The following is a 14,523-nucleotide window of genomic DNA, read 5'->3' on the forward strand; positions in this document are numbered from 1 at the left end:
TCAGCGCACCATGCAAGGCCGCTTCGGGTCGAACTTCCAGTTCGGCACCAGGAACTGCATCGCGATCGCGTCGTCGCGCGCGCCCAAGCCGTGCTTCATGTACAGCGCGTTGGCCTTCTCGACCTCGGCCATGTCCAGCTCGATGCCCAGGCCCGGCTTCTTCGGCACCTGCACGTAGCCGCCTTCGATCTTCAGCGGGTCCTTCGTGAGGCGCTGGCCGTCCTGCCAGATCCAGTGCGTGTCGATCGCCGTCACCTTGCCCGGTGCCGCCGCACCCACGTGCGTGAACATCGCCAGCGAGATGTCGAAGTGGTTGTTCGAATGCGAGCCCCAGGTCAGGCCCCAGTCGCGGCAGGTCTGCGCGACGCGCACCGACCCGGCCATCGTCCAGAAGTGCGGGTCGGCCAGCGGGATGTCCACCGACTGCAGCGACAGCGAATGGGCCAGCTGGCGCCAGTCGGTGGCGACCATGTTGGTCGCGGTGGGCAGCCCGGTGGCGCGGCGGAATTCGGCCATCACCTCGCGGCCGCTGAAGCCTTCTTCCGCACCGCAGGGGTCCTCGGCATAGGCGACCACGCCCTGCATCTTCCTGCCAAGACGGATCGCGTCCTTGAGCAGCCAGCCGCCGTTGGGGTCGAGCGTGACGCGCGCCTTCGGGAAGCGCTCGTGCAGCGCCGTCACGGCTTCGACTTCGGCGTCGCCGCTCAGCACGCCGCCCTTGAGCTTGAAGTCCTGGAAGCCATAGCGCTTCTGCGTGGCCTCGGCCAGGCGCACGATCGCCTCGGGCGTCATCGCCTCCTCGTGGCGCAGGCGCAGCCAGTCGTCGCTGGCCTCGGGCTCGCTCGCGTACGGCAGGTTGGTCTTCTTGCGGTCGCCGACGAAGAACAGGTAGCCGAGCATCTGCACGGCCTCGCGCTGCTGGCCTTCACCGAGCAGCGCAGCGACGGGCACGCCCATGTGCTGGCCCTGCAGGTCGAGCAGCGCGGATTCGACCGCGGTCACCGCATGGATCGTGGTGCGCAGGTCGAACGTCTGCAGGCCGCGGCCGCCGGCATCGCGGTCGGCGAACCTCGTGCGCATCGCATTCAGGATGGCCTGCAGGTTGCCGATCGACTGGCCCTCGACCAGAGCACGCGCGTCTTCCAGCGTCTGGCGGATCTTCTCGCCGCCGGGCACCTCGCCGAGGCCGACATTGCCGGCGTTGTCGGTGGCGATGACGATGTTGCGGGTGAAGTACGGCGCATGCGCACCAGACAGGTTCAGCAGCATGCCGTCGCGACCGGCGACGGGGACGACGCGCATGGAGCGCACGGTTGGAGATGTCATGTCGGTTACTGGTTGGTTTTCAGCAGGAACAGCCGAACGCAAAAGTCGCGAAATCACGCAAAAGACGCAAAAGGATCAAATCAAGGTTTTTGCGTCTTTCGCGTCCTTTTGCGCCTTTTGCGTTCGGCTGTCCGCATTCATGTGACCGGCGCCGGGTTGAACAGCACCAGCGCGTTGTGCAGCTTCCAGCGCTCGGCCCAGGTCTGCTGGCGGCCGCTGGCCACCTCGAGCATCAGGCGGAACAGCTGCCAGCCGACGTCGGCCACGGTGGCCTCGCCGTCGGCGATGGTGCCGGCGTTGACGTCGATCAGGTCGTGCCAGCGCTTCGCGAGTTCGGTGCGCGTGCCCACCTTGATCACCGGCACTTCGGCCAGGCCGTAGGGCGTGCCGCGGCCGGTGGTGAACACGTGCAGGTTCATGCCGGCGGCCATCTGCAGCGTGCCGCAGATGAAGTCGCTGGCGGGCGTCGCCGCGTAGATCAGGCCGCGCTTGCCATCGAGCTTCTCGCCCGGGCGCAGCACCCCCGAGATCGGCGAGCTGCCCGACTTGATGATGGAGCCCATCGCCTTCTCGACGATGTTCGACAGGCCGCCGGCCTTGTTGCCGGGCGTGGTGTTGGCGCTGCGGTCGACGCTGCCCTGCTTCAGGTACTCGTCGTACCAGGCCATCTCGCGCGTGATCTGGCCGGCCACGTCGGCATCGACGGCACGCGACGTGAGCTGCTCGACGGCGTCGCGCACCTCGGTGGTCTCGGAGAACATCACCGTCGCACCGGCGCGCACCAGCAAGTCGGTGCAGTAGCCCACCGCGGGGTTGGCCGTGACACCGGAGAAGGCATCGCTGCCGCCGCACTGCACGCCGACCACCAGCTCGCTGGCGGGCACCGTCTCGCGGCGGCGCTTGTTCAAGCGCTCGAGGTGCGGGATGGCCTGCTGCACGACGGCATTCACGATGTCCATGAAGCCTTGGTGCTGCTCGTCCTGGAAGCGCACGACGTCCAGCGCGCCGGCCTCGGCGCTGAGCGGAATCGACCCCGGGGGCAGCAGGCGCTCGGGCTGCAGCTTCTCGCAGCCCAGGCTGAGCACCATCACCTCGCCGCCGAAGTTGGGGTTGGTGGCGATGTTGCGCAGCGTGCGGATCGGGATCACCGCATCGGGCGCGTCGATGGCGACGCCGCAGCCGTAGCCGTGCTCCAGCGCCAGCACGCCATCGACGTTGGGATAGTTCGGCAGCAGCTCGGCGCGGATGCGCTCGGCGGCGATGCGCGCGACGCCGGCCACGCACTGCACGGTCTGCGTGATGGCCAGCAGGTTGCGCGTGCCGACGGAGCCGTCGGCATTGCGGTAGCCCTCGAAGGTGTAGCCCTCGATCGGCTCCGCGGGCGCGAGCTTGCGCGTGGCGACCGGGAGGTCGTCGAGCTCGCGCGCGGCCGGCATCCTGAGCAGGCGCTCGTGCACCCAGCTGCCGGCGGGAATCGCTTTGACCGCGTAGCCGATCGGCACGTCGTAGCGGCGCACGACGCCGCTTTCGGGAATGTCGACCAGCGCGACCTTGTGGCCCTGCGGCACGCGATCGCGCACCACCAGGCCGTCGTCGAAGCGCGCACCCGGCCCGAGGCCGCCGTCATTGGCGACGATGGCCACGTTGTCGGCCGGGTGCATCTGGATGCGGTGGGGCTTGGTGGTCATGGGATCAGCCTGTCGAAGATGGACGCCTTGGGTCCCCGCCTTCGCGGGGACGACACGATCTTTGTCATTCCCGCGAAGGCGGGAATCCAAGGCTTCCCTGTATTCAATCCGCCGTGATGTGCCGCGCCTCGATCAGCTTCTTCCAGCGCGCGTATTCCGCGGCCTGGAACTTGGCGAAGTGCTCGGGCGTGTCGGCGACGATCTCGAATCCCTGCTCGACCAGCTTCGACTTCACCGACGGATCGTTCAGGATCGCGGCCATCGCGGTGGCCAGCTTGTTCTTGATCTCCGGCGACAGGCCCTTGGGACCCGCGACGGCCTGCCACGACTCGACTTCCGCGCCCTTGACGCCCTGCTCGGCCAGCGTCGGCAGTTGCGGCAGCAGCGGCGAGCGCTTCTCGCTGGAGATGGCCAGCGCGCGCACCTTGCCCGACTTGATGTGACCGATGATGCTGTTGATGTTGACGAACGCCGCGTCCACCTGGCCGCCCAGCACGTCGGTGATGGCGGGGCCACCGCCCTTGTACGGGACGTGCAGGCCTTCGGTGCCGGTCTGCTGCCAGAGCAGTTCAGCGGACAGGTGGTCCGACGAGCCGTTGCCCGACGAAGCGAAGCTCACCTTGCCCGGCGATTTCTTCAGGTGCGCCAGCAGGTCGGCCAGCGTCTGGTCGGGCGACGAATTGGGCACCACGAGCACGTTGGGCGCCTGCACGGCGATGGTGATCGGATCCAGGTCCTTCAGCGCGTCGTACTGCACGCCCTTGATCAGGTGCGGCGCGATCACGAACGGGCCGAGCGACGACACGAACAGCGTGTAGCCATCCGGTGCCGCGCGCTTGACGAACGCGGCGCCGATGGTGCCGGTCGCGCCCGGCTTGTTGTCGACGATCCAGTTGCCACCCAGCTTCTCGGGCAGTTTCTGCGCCAGCACGCGGGCGATGGCGTCGGTGGAGCCGCCCGGGGGGAACGGCACGACCATCGTGACCGTCTTCTCCGGGTAGCCGGCGGCGAATGCGCTCACGGTGGCGGCCGCGGCGAGGGCCAGGCCGATCAGGGTCTTCTTCATCGGATGTGTCTCCTTGGGTCCAGTGCTTGGTGGCGGGTGAACTGCGGTTACTGCGGGCCGAGCTTGCGAATGAGTGCGGCCAGCTCCTCGACTTCCTGCGGCTTCAGGTCCGAGATGGGCGGACGCACCGGGCCGGCGGTCTTGCCGACGATGGTGGCGCCGGCCTTCACGATGGACACGGCATAGCCCTCGCCCTTGTTGCGGATCGCGAGGTACGGCAGGAAGAACTCGTTGATCAGGCGGCCGACGGTGGCCTGGTCGCCGCTCCAGTAGGCGTTGTAGAACTCCAGCGCGGTGCGCGGGATGAAGTTGAACACCGCCGACGAATAGGTGGGCACGCCCAGCGCCTTGTACGCGTTGGCGTACACCTCGTGCGTGGGCATGCCGCCGATGTAGACCAGGCGATCGCCCAGCTTCTGGCGGATGGAGACCACGCGCTCGATGTCGCCGGTGCCGTCCTTGAAGCCGATCAGGTTCGGGCAGCGCTCGGCCAGCTTGGCCAGCGTCTCGGCCGTCAGGCGCGTGGCGCCGCGGTTGTAGACGATCACGCCGATCTTGACGCTCCTGCACACGGCCTCGACGTGCGCCAGCAGGCCTTCCTGGCTGGCTTCGGTCAGGTAGTGCGGCAGCAGCAGCACGCCAGCGGCGCCATTGCGCTCGGCTTCCTGCGCGTACTTGATCGCGAGCGTGGTGCCGCCGCCGGCGCCACCGACGATGGGCACGCGGCCCTTGCAGGTCTCGGCCGCGGTCTTGATCACCTGCGAGTACTCCTGCGGCTCCAGCGAGAAGAACTCACCGGTGCCGCCGGCGGCGAACAGCACGGTGGCGCCATACGGCATCAGCCACTCGAGGCGGTTCGCATAGCCCTTCGGCTCGAAGCGCAGCTCCTTGTCGAAGTCGGTGAGCGGAAAAGACAGCAGTCCGGTGGAGAGGGCCTTCTTGAGTTCGTTCGGGGTCATGCGGGCTCGCGAGTTGGTGGTGGCGGGTTGAGGTAAGACATCGTACAACCTATTCGGGCGGATTCCGGAAATCCCTTGCGGCTGGGCTGGGCTACTGGATGAGGACCGCGGAAGGTGTCATGCCGGACTTGATCCGGCATCCAGTGCCTGGATCAGCGCCGCCGCTGGATTGCGGGTCAAGCCCGCAATGACACGACAGGTCACCGCCCCGCCGCGATCCTCTGCCGCCTCTCCTTGCTGTTCGCCAGGTGCGTGCGCATCGCCGCTCGCGCTGCATCGGGGTCCTGCCGCTCGATCGCGACCAGGATGCTCTCGTGCTCCATGTTCACGCGGCGCAGGTAGTCCTGCGACGCGGGCGACGGCGGCTGCGCGGCCTCGAGCCGGGCGCGCGGGATCATCGTGCCGCCCAACGTGGCCATCAGGTCGGCGAAGCGCGGGTTCTGGGTGGCCCGGGCGATCTCCAGGTGGAACTGGTAGTCGGGGCCGACGGCGTCGCGCCCTTCCGCCAGCGCGCTCATGAACGCTTCCAGCGCCGAGCGCAGCGACTTCAGGTTGGCGGGCGTGCGGCGGATGGCGGCGAGCGCCGCGCTCTCGGTCTCGACCGCGATGCGCAGTTCCAGCACCGCGATCACGTCGTTGAGGGTGGCGACCTGCGTGGCCGGGATGCGGAAGCTGCTGGCGTCGCCATGGCCCAGCACGAAGGTGCCGATGCCGTGCCGGGTCTCGACCATGCCCGCGGCCTGCAGCCGCGAGATGGCCTCGCGCACGACGGTCCGGGACACCCCGAACTCCTCCATGATCGCGCCCTCCGGCGGCAGCTTGGTGCCCGCCTGAAGGCGCCCGTCGCGGATGCGGTCGCCCAACGCCTGCATCAGGTCGGCCGTGAGCGAGGAGCGGCGGGGAGCGGCGGCGGGAAGCACAGTCATATTATGTCTGACGACCCTGAATGCGGACTTCCGGAACGCGAAAAACGCAAAAACGCGCAAAAGACGCGAAAGAGACAAGAGGTTGGGCCGCTCGAGCCGCTCGTCCCGTTAGCGGCCCCCGGCTTATCCCCGCTACTTCCATCGACTTCTTTCGCGTCTTTTGCGCCCTTTCGCGTCTTTCGCGTTCGGCTGTCCGCTCCCGCTCCCGCTCCCGCTCCCGCCCCCGCCCCCGCTCCCGCTCCCGCATTCAGTCCGCGTACACCCCCGCCTTGCGGATCACCGGACCCCAGCGGTTGATCTCGGACTCCAGCTGCGTCTTCAGCCCCTGCGGCGAGATCTTGTCCATCGGGGCGATGTCGGAGCTGAGCTCGGTCAGGCGCCGCTTCACGTCCGGGTCCTGCATCGCCACCTTCAGCGCCGCATTCAACTTCTCGATCACCTGCGGCGGCGTTCCCTTGGGCGCATACATGCCGTGCCACACCTTCACCTCGAAGCCCTTGAGGCCCTGCTCGTCCAGCGTGGGCACGTCGGGCAGCACCTCCAGGCGGTTGGGCACCGTCACGCCGAACACCTTCACGCGGCCGCTCTTGATCAGGGGCACGGTCTGCGTGGTCTGGTCGCACAGCAGGTCGACCTGCTTGCCCAGGAGCGCGTTCATGGCGGGACCGGTGCCCGAGAACGGCACGGTGGTGAGCTCCACGCCCATCTGGCTCATGAACAGCAGGCCGCACAGGTGCGACACGGCGCCCAGGCCCGCGTTGGCCAACGAGACCTTGTTGCCGTTGGTCTTGAGGTAATCGCGCAGCTCGGCGAAGTTCTCGGCCGGGAAGTCCTTGCGGGCCAGCAGCGTCATCGGCACGTCGACCACCTGGCCGATGTACTCGAAGTCCTTCAGCGGATCGAACTGCAGCTTCTTGTACAGGGCCGGCGCCGTGCTCATGCCCATGTGGTGCAGGAAGATGGTGTAGCCATCGGGCTTGGCGCGCGCCACCTTGGTGGCGGCGATGGTGCCGCCGGCGCCGACGGCGTTCTCCACCGCCACGGTCTGCCCGAGCGACTTCGACATCGGGATCGCGATCATGCGGGCCACCACGTCGGTGGGACCGCCGGCCGCAAACGGCACGACCAGCGCGATCGGATGGTCGGGCCAGGTCGACTGGGCCGCGGCCGCGAGCGAGAAGGCGGCGAGCGAGGCCGCCAGCAAGGTCTTGAGGATGCGCATCGTTGTCTCCTTCAGGGTGGGATCAGTGCAGCCCCACCCTACCCCGGCAACACTGGCCGATGCCTTGGCGTTTTCCCAGGAGCGGGGAAGAAGATGGACGCCTTGGGTCCCCGCCTGCGCGGGGACGACACACTTTGTCTTGGGTCGCCGCCTACGCGGGGACGACACACCCTTTGTCATTCCCGCGGAGGCGGGAATCCAAGGCTTCCATCTAGGCGGACATCAACGCGCCGACGCGCTCGACCCCGGCGATTCCCCACCACCGCGGCAGCAACCGCTCCATCTCGCCCTGCGTCGCCGCGCCGCCGTACAGCGCCAGCCGCAGCGCCTTGGCCGAGATCTCCTCGCGCGACAACGTGTTGCCCGGATCGCCCTTGGGCTCGTCGACGCGGCCCTGCAGGACGCGGCCGTCGGTGGTGTGCACGGTCACCTTGCCGATCCAGCGCTGCGGATACGCCTGGTCCACCTCGGGGTCGAGCTGCATCGTCACCTTCTCGCGCAGGGCCACGGTGGGCTCGGCCTTGAAGTGCGCGTCGAACTCGCCCAGCCCGGCGTGGCCATGGTGCGCGACGAGCGCCAGCACCGTGCCCATGGAGAACTTGCTCTGGTGCACGGTCGCCGGATCGACCACCGGGCCCAGCACATCGATCGCGCCCTGGTGCACGTGCGTGACCACGCGCTCGATGTCGGCAGGCGTGAGCTTGTGCTGCCGAATGACCTGCAGCAGCGCGTCGGCGGCCGGGTGCGTGTGGCGGCAGGACGCGTGGTACTTGAACGAGGTCTCCTCGGTGGCCCAGCGCGTGCCGAGACGATCGGTGAGCCGCGCCGGATCCGCATCGCTCGACATGCCGGCCGCCAGTCCCTGCGGGCCGTCGAAGATGCGCTGCGCGCCGGTGAAGCCGTCCTTCGCCAGCCACGCGGACATCCAGCCTGCGCCGGCCGCATGCGCGGTGTGCAGCTGCTTGGAATCGGCAGCGGTGCGCAGGAACTCCCACAGCCCCGCGGATTGCGTGCCGGCGGAGCCAAAGGCGTGGCGCATCTGCGCGGCGTCGAGGCCGAGCAGATGGCCCGCCGTCGCGGCAGCCGCGACCGTGCCCGCGGTGCCGGTCGTGTGGAACACCTTGTAGTGCGACCGGCCGAGGAACTCGCCGACGCGGATGCCGACTTCGTAGCCGACGACGGAGGCGGCGAGCATCTGCTGCCCGCTGGCACCGAGCGCCTGTGCACCCGCGAGGGCGACGGGGAACACCACCGTTGCCGGGTGGAACACCGAGCCGTTGTGCACGTCGTCCTGCTCGGCGACATGCGAGGCCGCGGCATTGGCCATCGCGGCGAGGTATGGCGAGTTGCGGCTGCGGTCGACGACGACTTCGCTCGGGCCCTGCGGGTTGCCCATCGCGGCGGTGAACTTGCGGATGGATTCGACCGGGCGTGCGCCTTTGCCCGCCAGCGCGGAGCCGACCCAGTCGACGAAGAGGTCCTCGATCTTGCGAACCGTGGATGCGGGCAGGTCCTGGAATCGCAGGCCGGCGGCGAAGGCGGCGAGTTCGCCGTTGTCGACAAGGGAGCTGTCATTGCGGGCTCGACCCGCAATCCAGCCCGGGGCTTGTCCTGGCACCGTCGCTGGATGCCGGGTCGAGCCCGGCATGACAGCCTTTGTGTCTTCCATCAAGTCGCTCCTTGCGCCCGCATCTCCGCGCAACGCGCATCGTCGAACCCCAGCTCGCGCAGGATCGCCTCGGTGTGCTCACCGACCGCGGGGATCGGGTCCATGCGGTGGTCGAACCCGCTCTGCACGCCCGGCGGCAACAGCGCGGCGATCGGGCCGACCGGCGAGCCGACTTCGGTGAAGCGTTGCCGCGCGACCAGTTGCGGATGCGCCCACACGTCGGCCATGCCATTGACGTGCGCATTCGCGATCTGCGCCTCGTCCAGCCGCTGCAGCACCTGCTCGGCCGTGAGCTCCGAGAACGCGAACACGATCACGTCGCGCAAGGCGGCGCGCTGCTCGTTGCGGCGCGCATTGCTGTCGAAGCGCGGATCCGCGGCCAGTTGCGGCTGCAGCAGCACCTTCTCGCAGAACGCCTTCCACTCGCGCTCGTTCTGCAGGCCCAGCATCACGGTCTTGCCGTCCCCCGCCGGGAACGGCCCGTACGGATAGATCGTCGCGTGCGACGCCCCGCTGCGTGGCGGCGGCGTCTGGCCCTGGTAGGCGTAGTACAGCGGGAAGCCCATCCACTCGGTGAGCGACTCCAGCATCGACACGTCGATGTGCGCGCCCTCGCCCGTCTTCTGCCGCTGCAGCAGCGCGGCCAGCACGCCGCTGTACGCGTACATGCCCGCGGCGATGTCGGCGATGGAGTTGCCGGACTTGCACGGCTCCTCGGGCGTGCCGGTCACCGAGAGGAAACCCGCCTCGCTCTGGATCAACAGGTCGTAGGCCTTCTTGTCCCGGTAGGGGCCGTCGTTGCCATAGCCCGAGATGTCGCACACCACCAGCCGCGGATGCTTCGGTTTGAGCAGCTCGTACGAGAACCCCATGCGCGCAGCCGCGCCCGGCGCGAGGTTCTGCACCAGCACGTCGGCCCTGGCGACCAGCGCATGCAGCGCGTCGAGCGCCGGCAGCTGCTTGAGATCCAGCGTGAGGCTTTCCTTCGAGCGATTCACCCACGCGAAGTGCGACGCCAGGCCGCCGGTGCGCTGGTCGTAATCGCGTGCGAAGTCGCCGCGACCGGGGCGCTCGACCTTGATGACGCGCGCGCCCAGGTCCGCCAGCTGGCGCGTGCAGAACGGCGCGGCGATCGCATGTTCCAGCGACACCACGGTGATGCCATCGAGCGGTCTTGCCATCAGAACGACCTCGGCAGCCCGAGCAGGTGCTCGGCCACGTAGCTGAAGATCAGGTTGGTGGAGATGGGCGCCACCTGGTACAGGCGCGTCTCGCGGAACTTGCGCTCGACGTCGTATTCGTGCGCGAAGCCGAAACCGCCATGCGTCTGCAGGCAGGTGTTGGCCGCCTCCCACGACGCCTTGGCCGCCAGGTACTTGGCCATGTTCGCCTCGGCGCCGCAGGGCTTGTGCGCATCGAACAGCGAACACGCCTTGAACCGCATCAGGTTGGCGGCCTCGGCCTCGATGTAGTCGGCGGCGATCGGGAACTGCACGCCCTGGTTCTGGCCGATGGGCCGGTCGAACACCAGGCGCTCGCTGGCATAGCGGCGCGCCTTGTCGATGAACCACCACGCATCGCCGATGCATTCGGCGGCGATCAGCGTGCGCTCGGCGTTCAGCCCGTCGAGGATGTACTTGAAGCCCTGCCCTTCCTGGCCGATCAGGTTGGCCGCGGGGACCCGCAGGCCGTCGAAGAACACTTCGTTGGTCTCGTGGTTCACCATGTTCGGGATCGGCCGCACGGTCATGCCGTTGCCGATGGCCTGGTGCAGGTCCACGAGGAAGATGCTCATGCCCTCGCTCTTGCGCTTGACCTCCGCGAGTGGCGTCGTGCGCGCCAGCAGGATCATCAGGTCCGAGTGCTGGATGCGCGAGATCCAGACCTTCTGGCCGTTCACGACGTAGTGGTCGCCATGTCGAACGGCCGTGGTCTTCAGCTTCGTGGTGTCGGTGCCCGTGGTGGGCTCGGTGACCGCCATCGACTGCAGCCGCAGCTTGCCGCTGGCGATGCCGGGCAGGTAGCGCTGCTTCTGCTCCGGCGAGCCGTGCCGCAGCAGCGTGCCCATGTTGTACATCTGGCCGTGGCACGCGCCCGCGTTCCCGCCCGAGAGGTTGATCTCCTCCATGATCACCGGATCCTCGGCCAGGCCGAGACCCGAGCCGCCGTACTCCTGCGGGATCAGCGCGGCGAGCCAGCCGGCTTCGGCGAGTGCGTCGACGAAGGCTTCGGGATAGCCGCGGTCGGTGTCGACCTTCTGCCAGTAGGCGGAGTCGAACTCGCGGCAGAGGCCGCGCAGGGCTTCGCGCAGGTCCTGGTACTGGTCGGGAGTGGGGATGGGATTCATGTCTTTGTCATTGCGGGCTCGACGCGTCCAGTGTCATTGCGGGCTTGACCCGCAATCCAGTCCCGCGGTTGATCATGCGCAGTCGCTGGATCCCGGCATTCGCCGGGATGACAAGGAAAAGCGGCCTGGACTCCATGAACGTGCAGTGCGCGGCTCATGCCAGCTCCGCCTCCGCCTGCATCGTCAACCACCCTTCATGGTCACTGGCCCACAGCGCCACCTTCTTTCCGTCCGCCGACGGCTTCCCATTCACCCGGAACGGATGCAGGTCGAACGTCGGCCGCACGGCCTTGAACTGGAACTTCGAGATGCGCGCTTCCGGCCGCTGTCGCCGCACCAGATCGACCAGCAGCGTCGCGATCAGCGGCCCGTGCACGACCAGACCCGGATAGCCCTCGACCTCGGTCACGTACTTGCGGTCGTAGTGGATGCGGTGGCCGTTGAAGGTCAGCGCCGAGTAGCGGAACAGTAGCACGTCATCCGGCCGGATCTCGCGCTGCCACGCCGCGCCGGTCTCGGCGAGCTGCGGCGCCGGCGCCGGCTGGCCGAGCTGCGGGGCGCTGCGGTAGACGATGTCGTGTTCCTCGGTCAGCGCCAGCCCGTGCGCGTTGTGCACCTCGTGCCGCACCACCACGAACACCAGGTCGCCCGAGCGGCCGCTCTTGTGCGTGACCGACACGATGCGCGAGTCACGCCGGAGCGCGTCACCCACACGCAGCGGCTGGTGCCACTGCAGCCGACCGCCGGCCCACATGCGGCGTGGCAGCGGCACCGGCGGCAGGAAGCCGCCGCGCTTCGCATGCCCGTCGGGCCCGATGTCGCTCTGCCGTGCCTGCGGCAGGAAGTAGAGCCAGTGCGCCAATGGCGGCAGCTCGTCACCGTGCTTCGGCGGCGGATCGACGCGGTCGAGCGTGGCAGACAGTCCGCGCACGGGCGCGGCGGTGGCTTCGTCGTGCAGGGTCTCGGTGCGGCCCTGCCAGCTCTGCAGGTGGGCGAGCGTCTCGCTCGACAGGCCGGTCTCGCTGGTCATGCGGCCACTGTACCGGCTGGCCCGGCGCGGCCGCCTAGTGCTCGCCCCTACACTCGCGCGCCATGAAAGACGCCGACGTCGAGCCCTTCTTCGCCACCCTGCAGGCCGCCAACCCCACGCCCGAGACCGAGCTGGAGTACACGAGCGTCTTCGAACTGCTCGCGGCGGTGCTGTTGTCGGCGCAGGCGACGGATGCGGGCGTGAACAAGGCGACGCGGCGGCTGTTTCCTGTGGCGGGGACTCCGCAGGCGATCCTCGATCTCGGCCTGGAGCGGCTCGAGGACTTCATCAAGACCATCGGCCTGTACCGCACGAAGGCGCGCAACCTGATGGAGACCTGCCGGCTGCTGGTGGAAAAGCATGGCGGCCAGGTGCCGCGCACGCGCGAGGAACTGGAGGCGCTGCCCGGTGTTGGAAGGAAGACCGCGAACGTGGTGCTGAACGTGGCGTTCGGGGAGGCCACGATGGCGGTGGACACGCACATCTTCCGCGTGAGCAACCGCACGGGGCTCGCGCCGGGGAAGGATCCGTACGCGGTGGAGATGAAGCTGCTGGAACGGGTGCCGGAGAAGTATCTGGCGGATGCGCATCACTGGTTGATCCTGCATGGAAGGTATGTGTGCGTGGCGAGGGTGCCGCAGTGTTGGCGGTGTGCGGTGCGGGCTTATTGCGATTACGAGCCGAAGACGCCGGCGCCGGGGGCGGAGTGATACTGGACAGGAACCGAGCGCGAGAACTAACCTCCGCGCACTCAACCTCGCCCCTGCGCTGAATTGCGCAGTGGTGAATTCTCCAGGACTGCGAATGCAAAACGACAACGAGCAAGACCAGCACCTGCTGAAGAATTTTCGACGTGTTGTTCGGAGTCACGTCGAGATGTTCAAGGCTCAGCGGGATCACGTCCACGACTTACTCGGCGGACGGCACCACTACTCAAGCGGTGCATTCCGCGAGAGCCTCCTTAAGACCTTTTTGTCCACCCTTCTTCCACGATCGGTCTCGGTCGATTCAGGCTTCGTTTACGGCTTCGAGCAGGTCCCAAACAGCAAGCAAATTGACGTTCTCATTTGGAACTCGAGCAGTCATTCCGCCGTTTTTCGTGCAGGCGACTTCGTGATCGTTCCACCCGAATCCGTAATTGCAGCGATCACGGTCAAGAGCACTCTCGATGGCGCTGCCATCCGAGAAGCGCTCGACAACCTGCGCTCGCTCGTTGAGCTCGACCTAATCTACCGGACTACAGAGGACGAACACGGAACGCTGCTGCAGCGGCCAATCTTCAAGGCGGTCGTCGCTTATGACACGAAGATTTCCGTTCAAACCCTACTCACGGCCGCCGGCAACTTCTACTCCGACCTATTTGCGAGTGATGGGAAATTAACTGAGGCGCTCTGTGGTGCTCTTAAGGAGTTTGACCCCTTGCATCCATCACGCGAACACGTCTCGATCGTTCAGCGCGTTCTGCCAGGTCTGATCTCGGTAATCTCCGACAACGAACTGAGCCTTTACCGAGGCTGGGGGCCACCGGACGACATCACAGGAGAGAAGCGATTCGGACCCGGCCTTAGACGACTTCCATATCTGTATGCGCAGCGTAGCGAACTGACAAGCCCGCTTGAGAAGCTTGTCTATCACGTGCTTACTGCAACGTACGCAGCTCTCGGGACTGTCGGCTGGTCTCTCGTTTCAGCATGGGGCGAGCTAGACCCCATCTGTGGTTTCCGCGGCTTAGATATAGACGAGCTGGATAAAGCGTCTGGCGTCCCTCTTTTAGATCCAACCCGTCTTGCGCGGGCGACATGAGGAAAAACCTGGGCGACGAGCTTGTTGAGAGACTATGAAAGGTCGCCGACCTGAACGACGGATTGGCCGCCTTGCTCAGTGCTATGTCTGCTGGCAGACTGCCGTGCAGCGCGTCGCAACAGGAACCCAACAAGGAGACACCAATGATCGACAAAGCCCAATCCGACATGGCCAAGACGCTCTGGGAGCAATCCAAGACGGCGGCCTTGCAGGTCCACCAAGCGTGGGACCTGGTGATGAAATCGCAGAAGGCGTTGATGGACTCGATGCGCGGCGCCGGCGCGCCCTACGCGCAGGCGGCGGACCAGTTCGACAAGCTGATGGACTTCCACTCCGAGCAGTACAAGGCGGCCGTCGCGTACATGGACAAGATGTCGGACGAGTACCAGAAGATGCTCGCACCGAAGAAGAAGTGAAGGCAGTCGTCCTGGCTGCTGCGGCGGTGGCGGCCGCAAGCCCCGCGGTCGGCTACGTGCGCGATTGCCGG

The 14,523-nt window shown here is 67.2% G+C and carries 13 protein-coding genes; 3 read left to right on the forward strand and 10 right to left on the reverse strand.

Going from position 1 to position 14,523, the window contains the following annotated elements:
- The 10 genes from gudD to ACPWT1_RS18755 all read right to left on the reverse strand — a co-directional run bounded on the left by gudD (position 1) and on the right by ACPWT1_RS18755 (position 12,233).
- Positions 1-1,326, reverse strand: coding sequence for a glucarate dehydratase (gudD, locus tag ACPWT1_RS18710; RefSeq protein ID WP_427912632.1), 1,326 nt, complete (start codon positions 1,324-1,326; stop codon positions 1-3).
- Positions 1,327-1,463: 137 nt separating this feature from the next.
- The gene (gene garD / locus ACPWT1_RS18715) at positions 1,464-3,014 is read right to left on the reverse strand and encodes a galactarate dehydratase (RefSeq protein ID WP_427912633.1); all 1,551 of its coding nucleotides are present in this window, start codon (positions 3,012-3,014) and stop codon (positions 1,464-1,466) included.
- 103 nt (positions 3,015-3,117) lie between these two features.
- Complete coding sequence (locus tag ACPWT1_RS18720; protein WP_427912634.1) at positions 3,118-4,080, reverse strand: Bug family tripartite tricarboxylate transporter substrate binding protein; 963 nt, start codon at positions 4,078-4,080, stop codon at positions 3,118-3,120.
- Positions 4,081-4,127: 47 nt separating this feature from the next.
- On the reverse strand, positions 4,128-5,039 hold the full coding sequence (kdgD, locus tag ACPWT1_RS18725; RefSeq protein WP_427912635.1) for a 5-dehydro-4-deoxyglucarate dehydratase: 912 nt from the start codon (positions 5,037-5,039) through the stop codon (positions 4,128-4,130).
- 200 nt (positions 5,040-5,239) lie between these two features.
- A complete protein-coding gene (locus ACPWT1_RS18730) occupies positions 5,240-5,965 on the reverse strand; it encodes a FadR/GntR family transcriptional regulator (RefSeq protein ID WP_427912636.1) in 726 nt (241 codons plus the stop codon).
- Between the two features lie 247 nt (positions 5,966-6,212).
- On the reverse strand, positions 6,213-7,187 hold the full coding sequence (locus ACPWT1_RS18735) for a tripartite tricarboxylate transporter substrate-binding protein (protein WP_427912637.1): 975 nt from the start codon (positions 7,185-7,187) through the stop codon (positions 6,213-6,215).
- 211 nt (positions 7,188-7,398) lie between these two features.
- Positions 7,399-8,856 carry an MmgE/PrpD family protein gene (locus ACPWT1_RS18740; protein WP_427912638.1) on the reverse strand — a complete coding sequence of 486 codons (1,458 nt, stop codon included), beginning with the start codon at positions 8,854-8,856 and terminating at the stop codon, positions 7,399-7,401.
- On the reverse strand, positions 8,856-10,037 hold the full coding sequence (locus tag ACPWT1_RS18745) for a CaiB/BaiF CoA transferase family protein (protein ID WP_427912639.1): 1,182 nt from the start codon (positions 10,035-10,037) through the stop codon (positions 8,856-8,858). Before ACPWT1_RS18745 ends, ACPWT1_RS18740 begins: the two co-directional genes overlap by 1 nt.
- Complete coding sequence (locus ACPWT1_RS18750; RefSeq protein WP_427912640.1) at positions 10,037-11,203, reverse strand: acyl-CoA dehydrogenase family protein; 1,167 nt, start codon at positions 11,201-11,203, stop codon at positions 10,037-10,039. The genes ACPWT1_RS18745 and ACPWT1_RS18750 overlap by 1 nt, the downstream gene beginning before the upstream one ends.
- Positions 11,204-11,357: 154 nt before the next feature.
- Complete coding sequence (locus tag ACPWT1_RS18755) at positions 11,358-12,233, reverse strand: FAS1-like dehydratase domain-containing protein (RefSeq protein WP_427912641.1); 876 nt, start codon at positions 12,231-12,233, stop codon at positions 11,358-11,360.
- 62 nt (positions 12,234-12,295) lie between these two features.
- Here ACPWT1_RS18755 and nth point away from each other — a divergent pair, with 62 nt between their 5' ends.
- The 3 genes from nth to ACPWT1_RS18770 all read left to right on the forward strand — a co-directional run bounded on the left by nth (position 12,296) and on the right by ACPWT1_RS18770 (position 14,452).
- On the forward strand, positions 12,296-12,943 hold the full coding sequence (gene nth / locus ACPWT1_RS18760) for an endonuclease III (protein ID WP_427912642.1): 648 nt from the start codon (positions 12,296-12,298) through the stop codon (positions 12,941-12,943).
- A gap of 94 nt (positions 12,944-13,037) precedes the next feature.
- A complete protein-coding gene (locus ACPWT1_RS18765) occupies positions 13,038-14,036 on the forward strand; it encodes a DUF6602 domain-containing protein (RefSeq protein ID WP_427912643.1) in 999 nt (332 codons plus the stop codon).
- Positions 14,037-14,179: 143 nt separating this feature from the next.
- Positions 14,180-14,452: a hypothetical protein gene (locus ACPWT1_RS18770; RefSeq protein WP_427912644.1), complete on the forward strand. Its 273-nt coding sequence runs from the start codon at positions 14,180-14,182 to the stop codon at positions 14,450-14,452.
- Positions 14,453-14,523: the final 71 nt, after the last annotated feature.

The organism is Ramlibacter sp. MMS24-I3-19, assembly GCF_050320135.1.
Lineage (GTDB): Bacteria > Pseudomonadota > Gammaproteobacteria > Burkholderiales > Burkholderiaceae_C > Ramlibacter.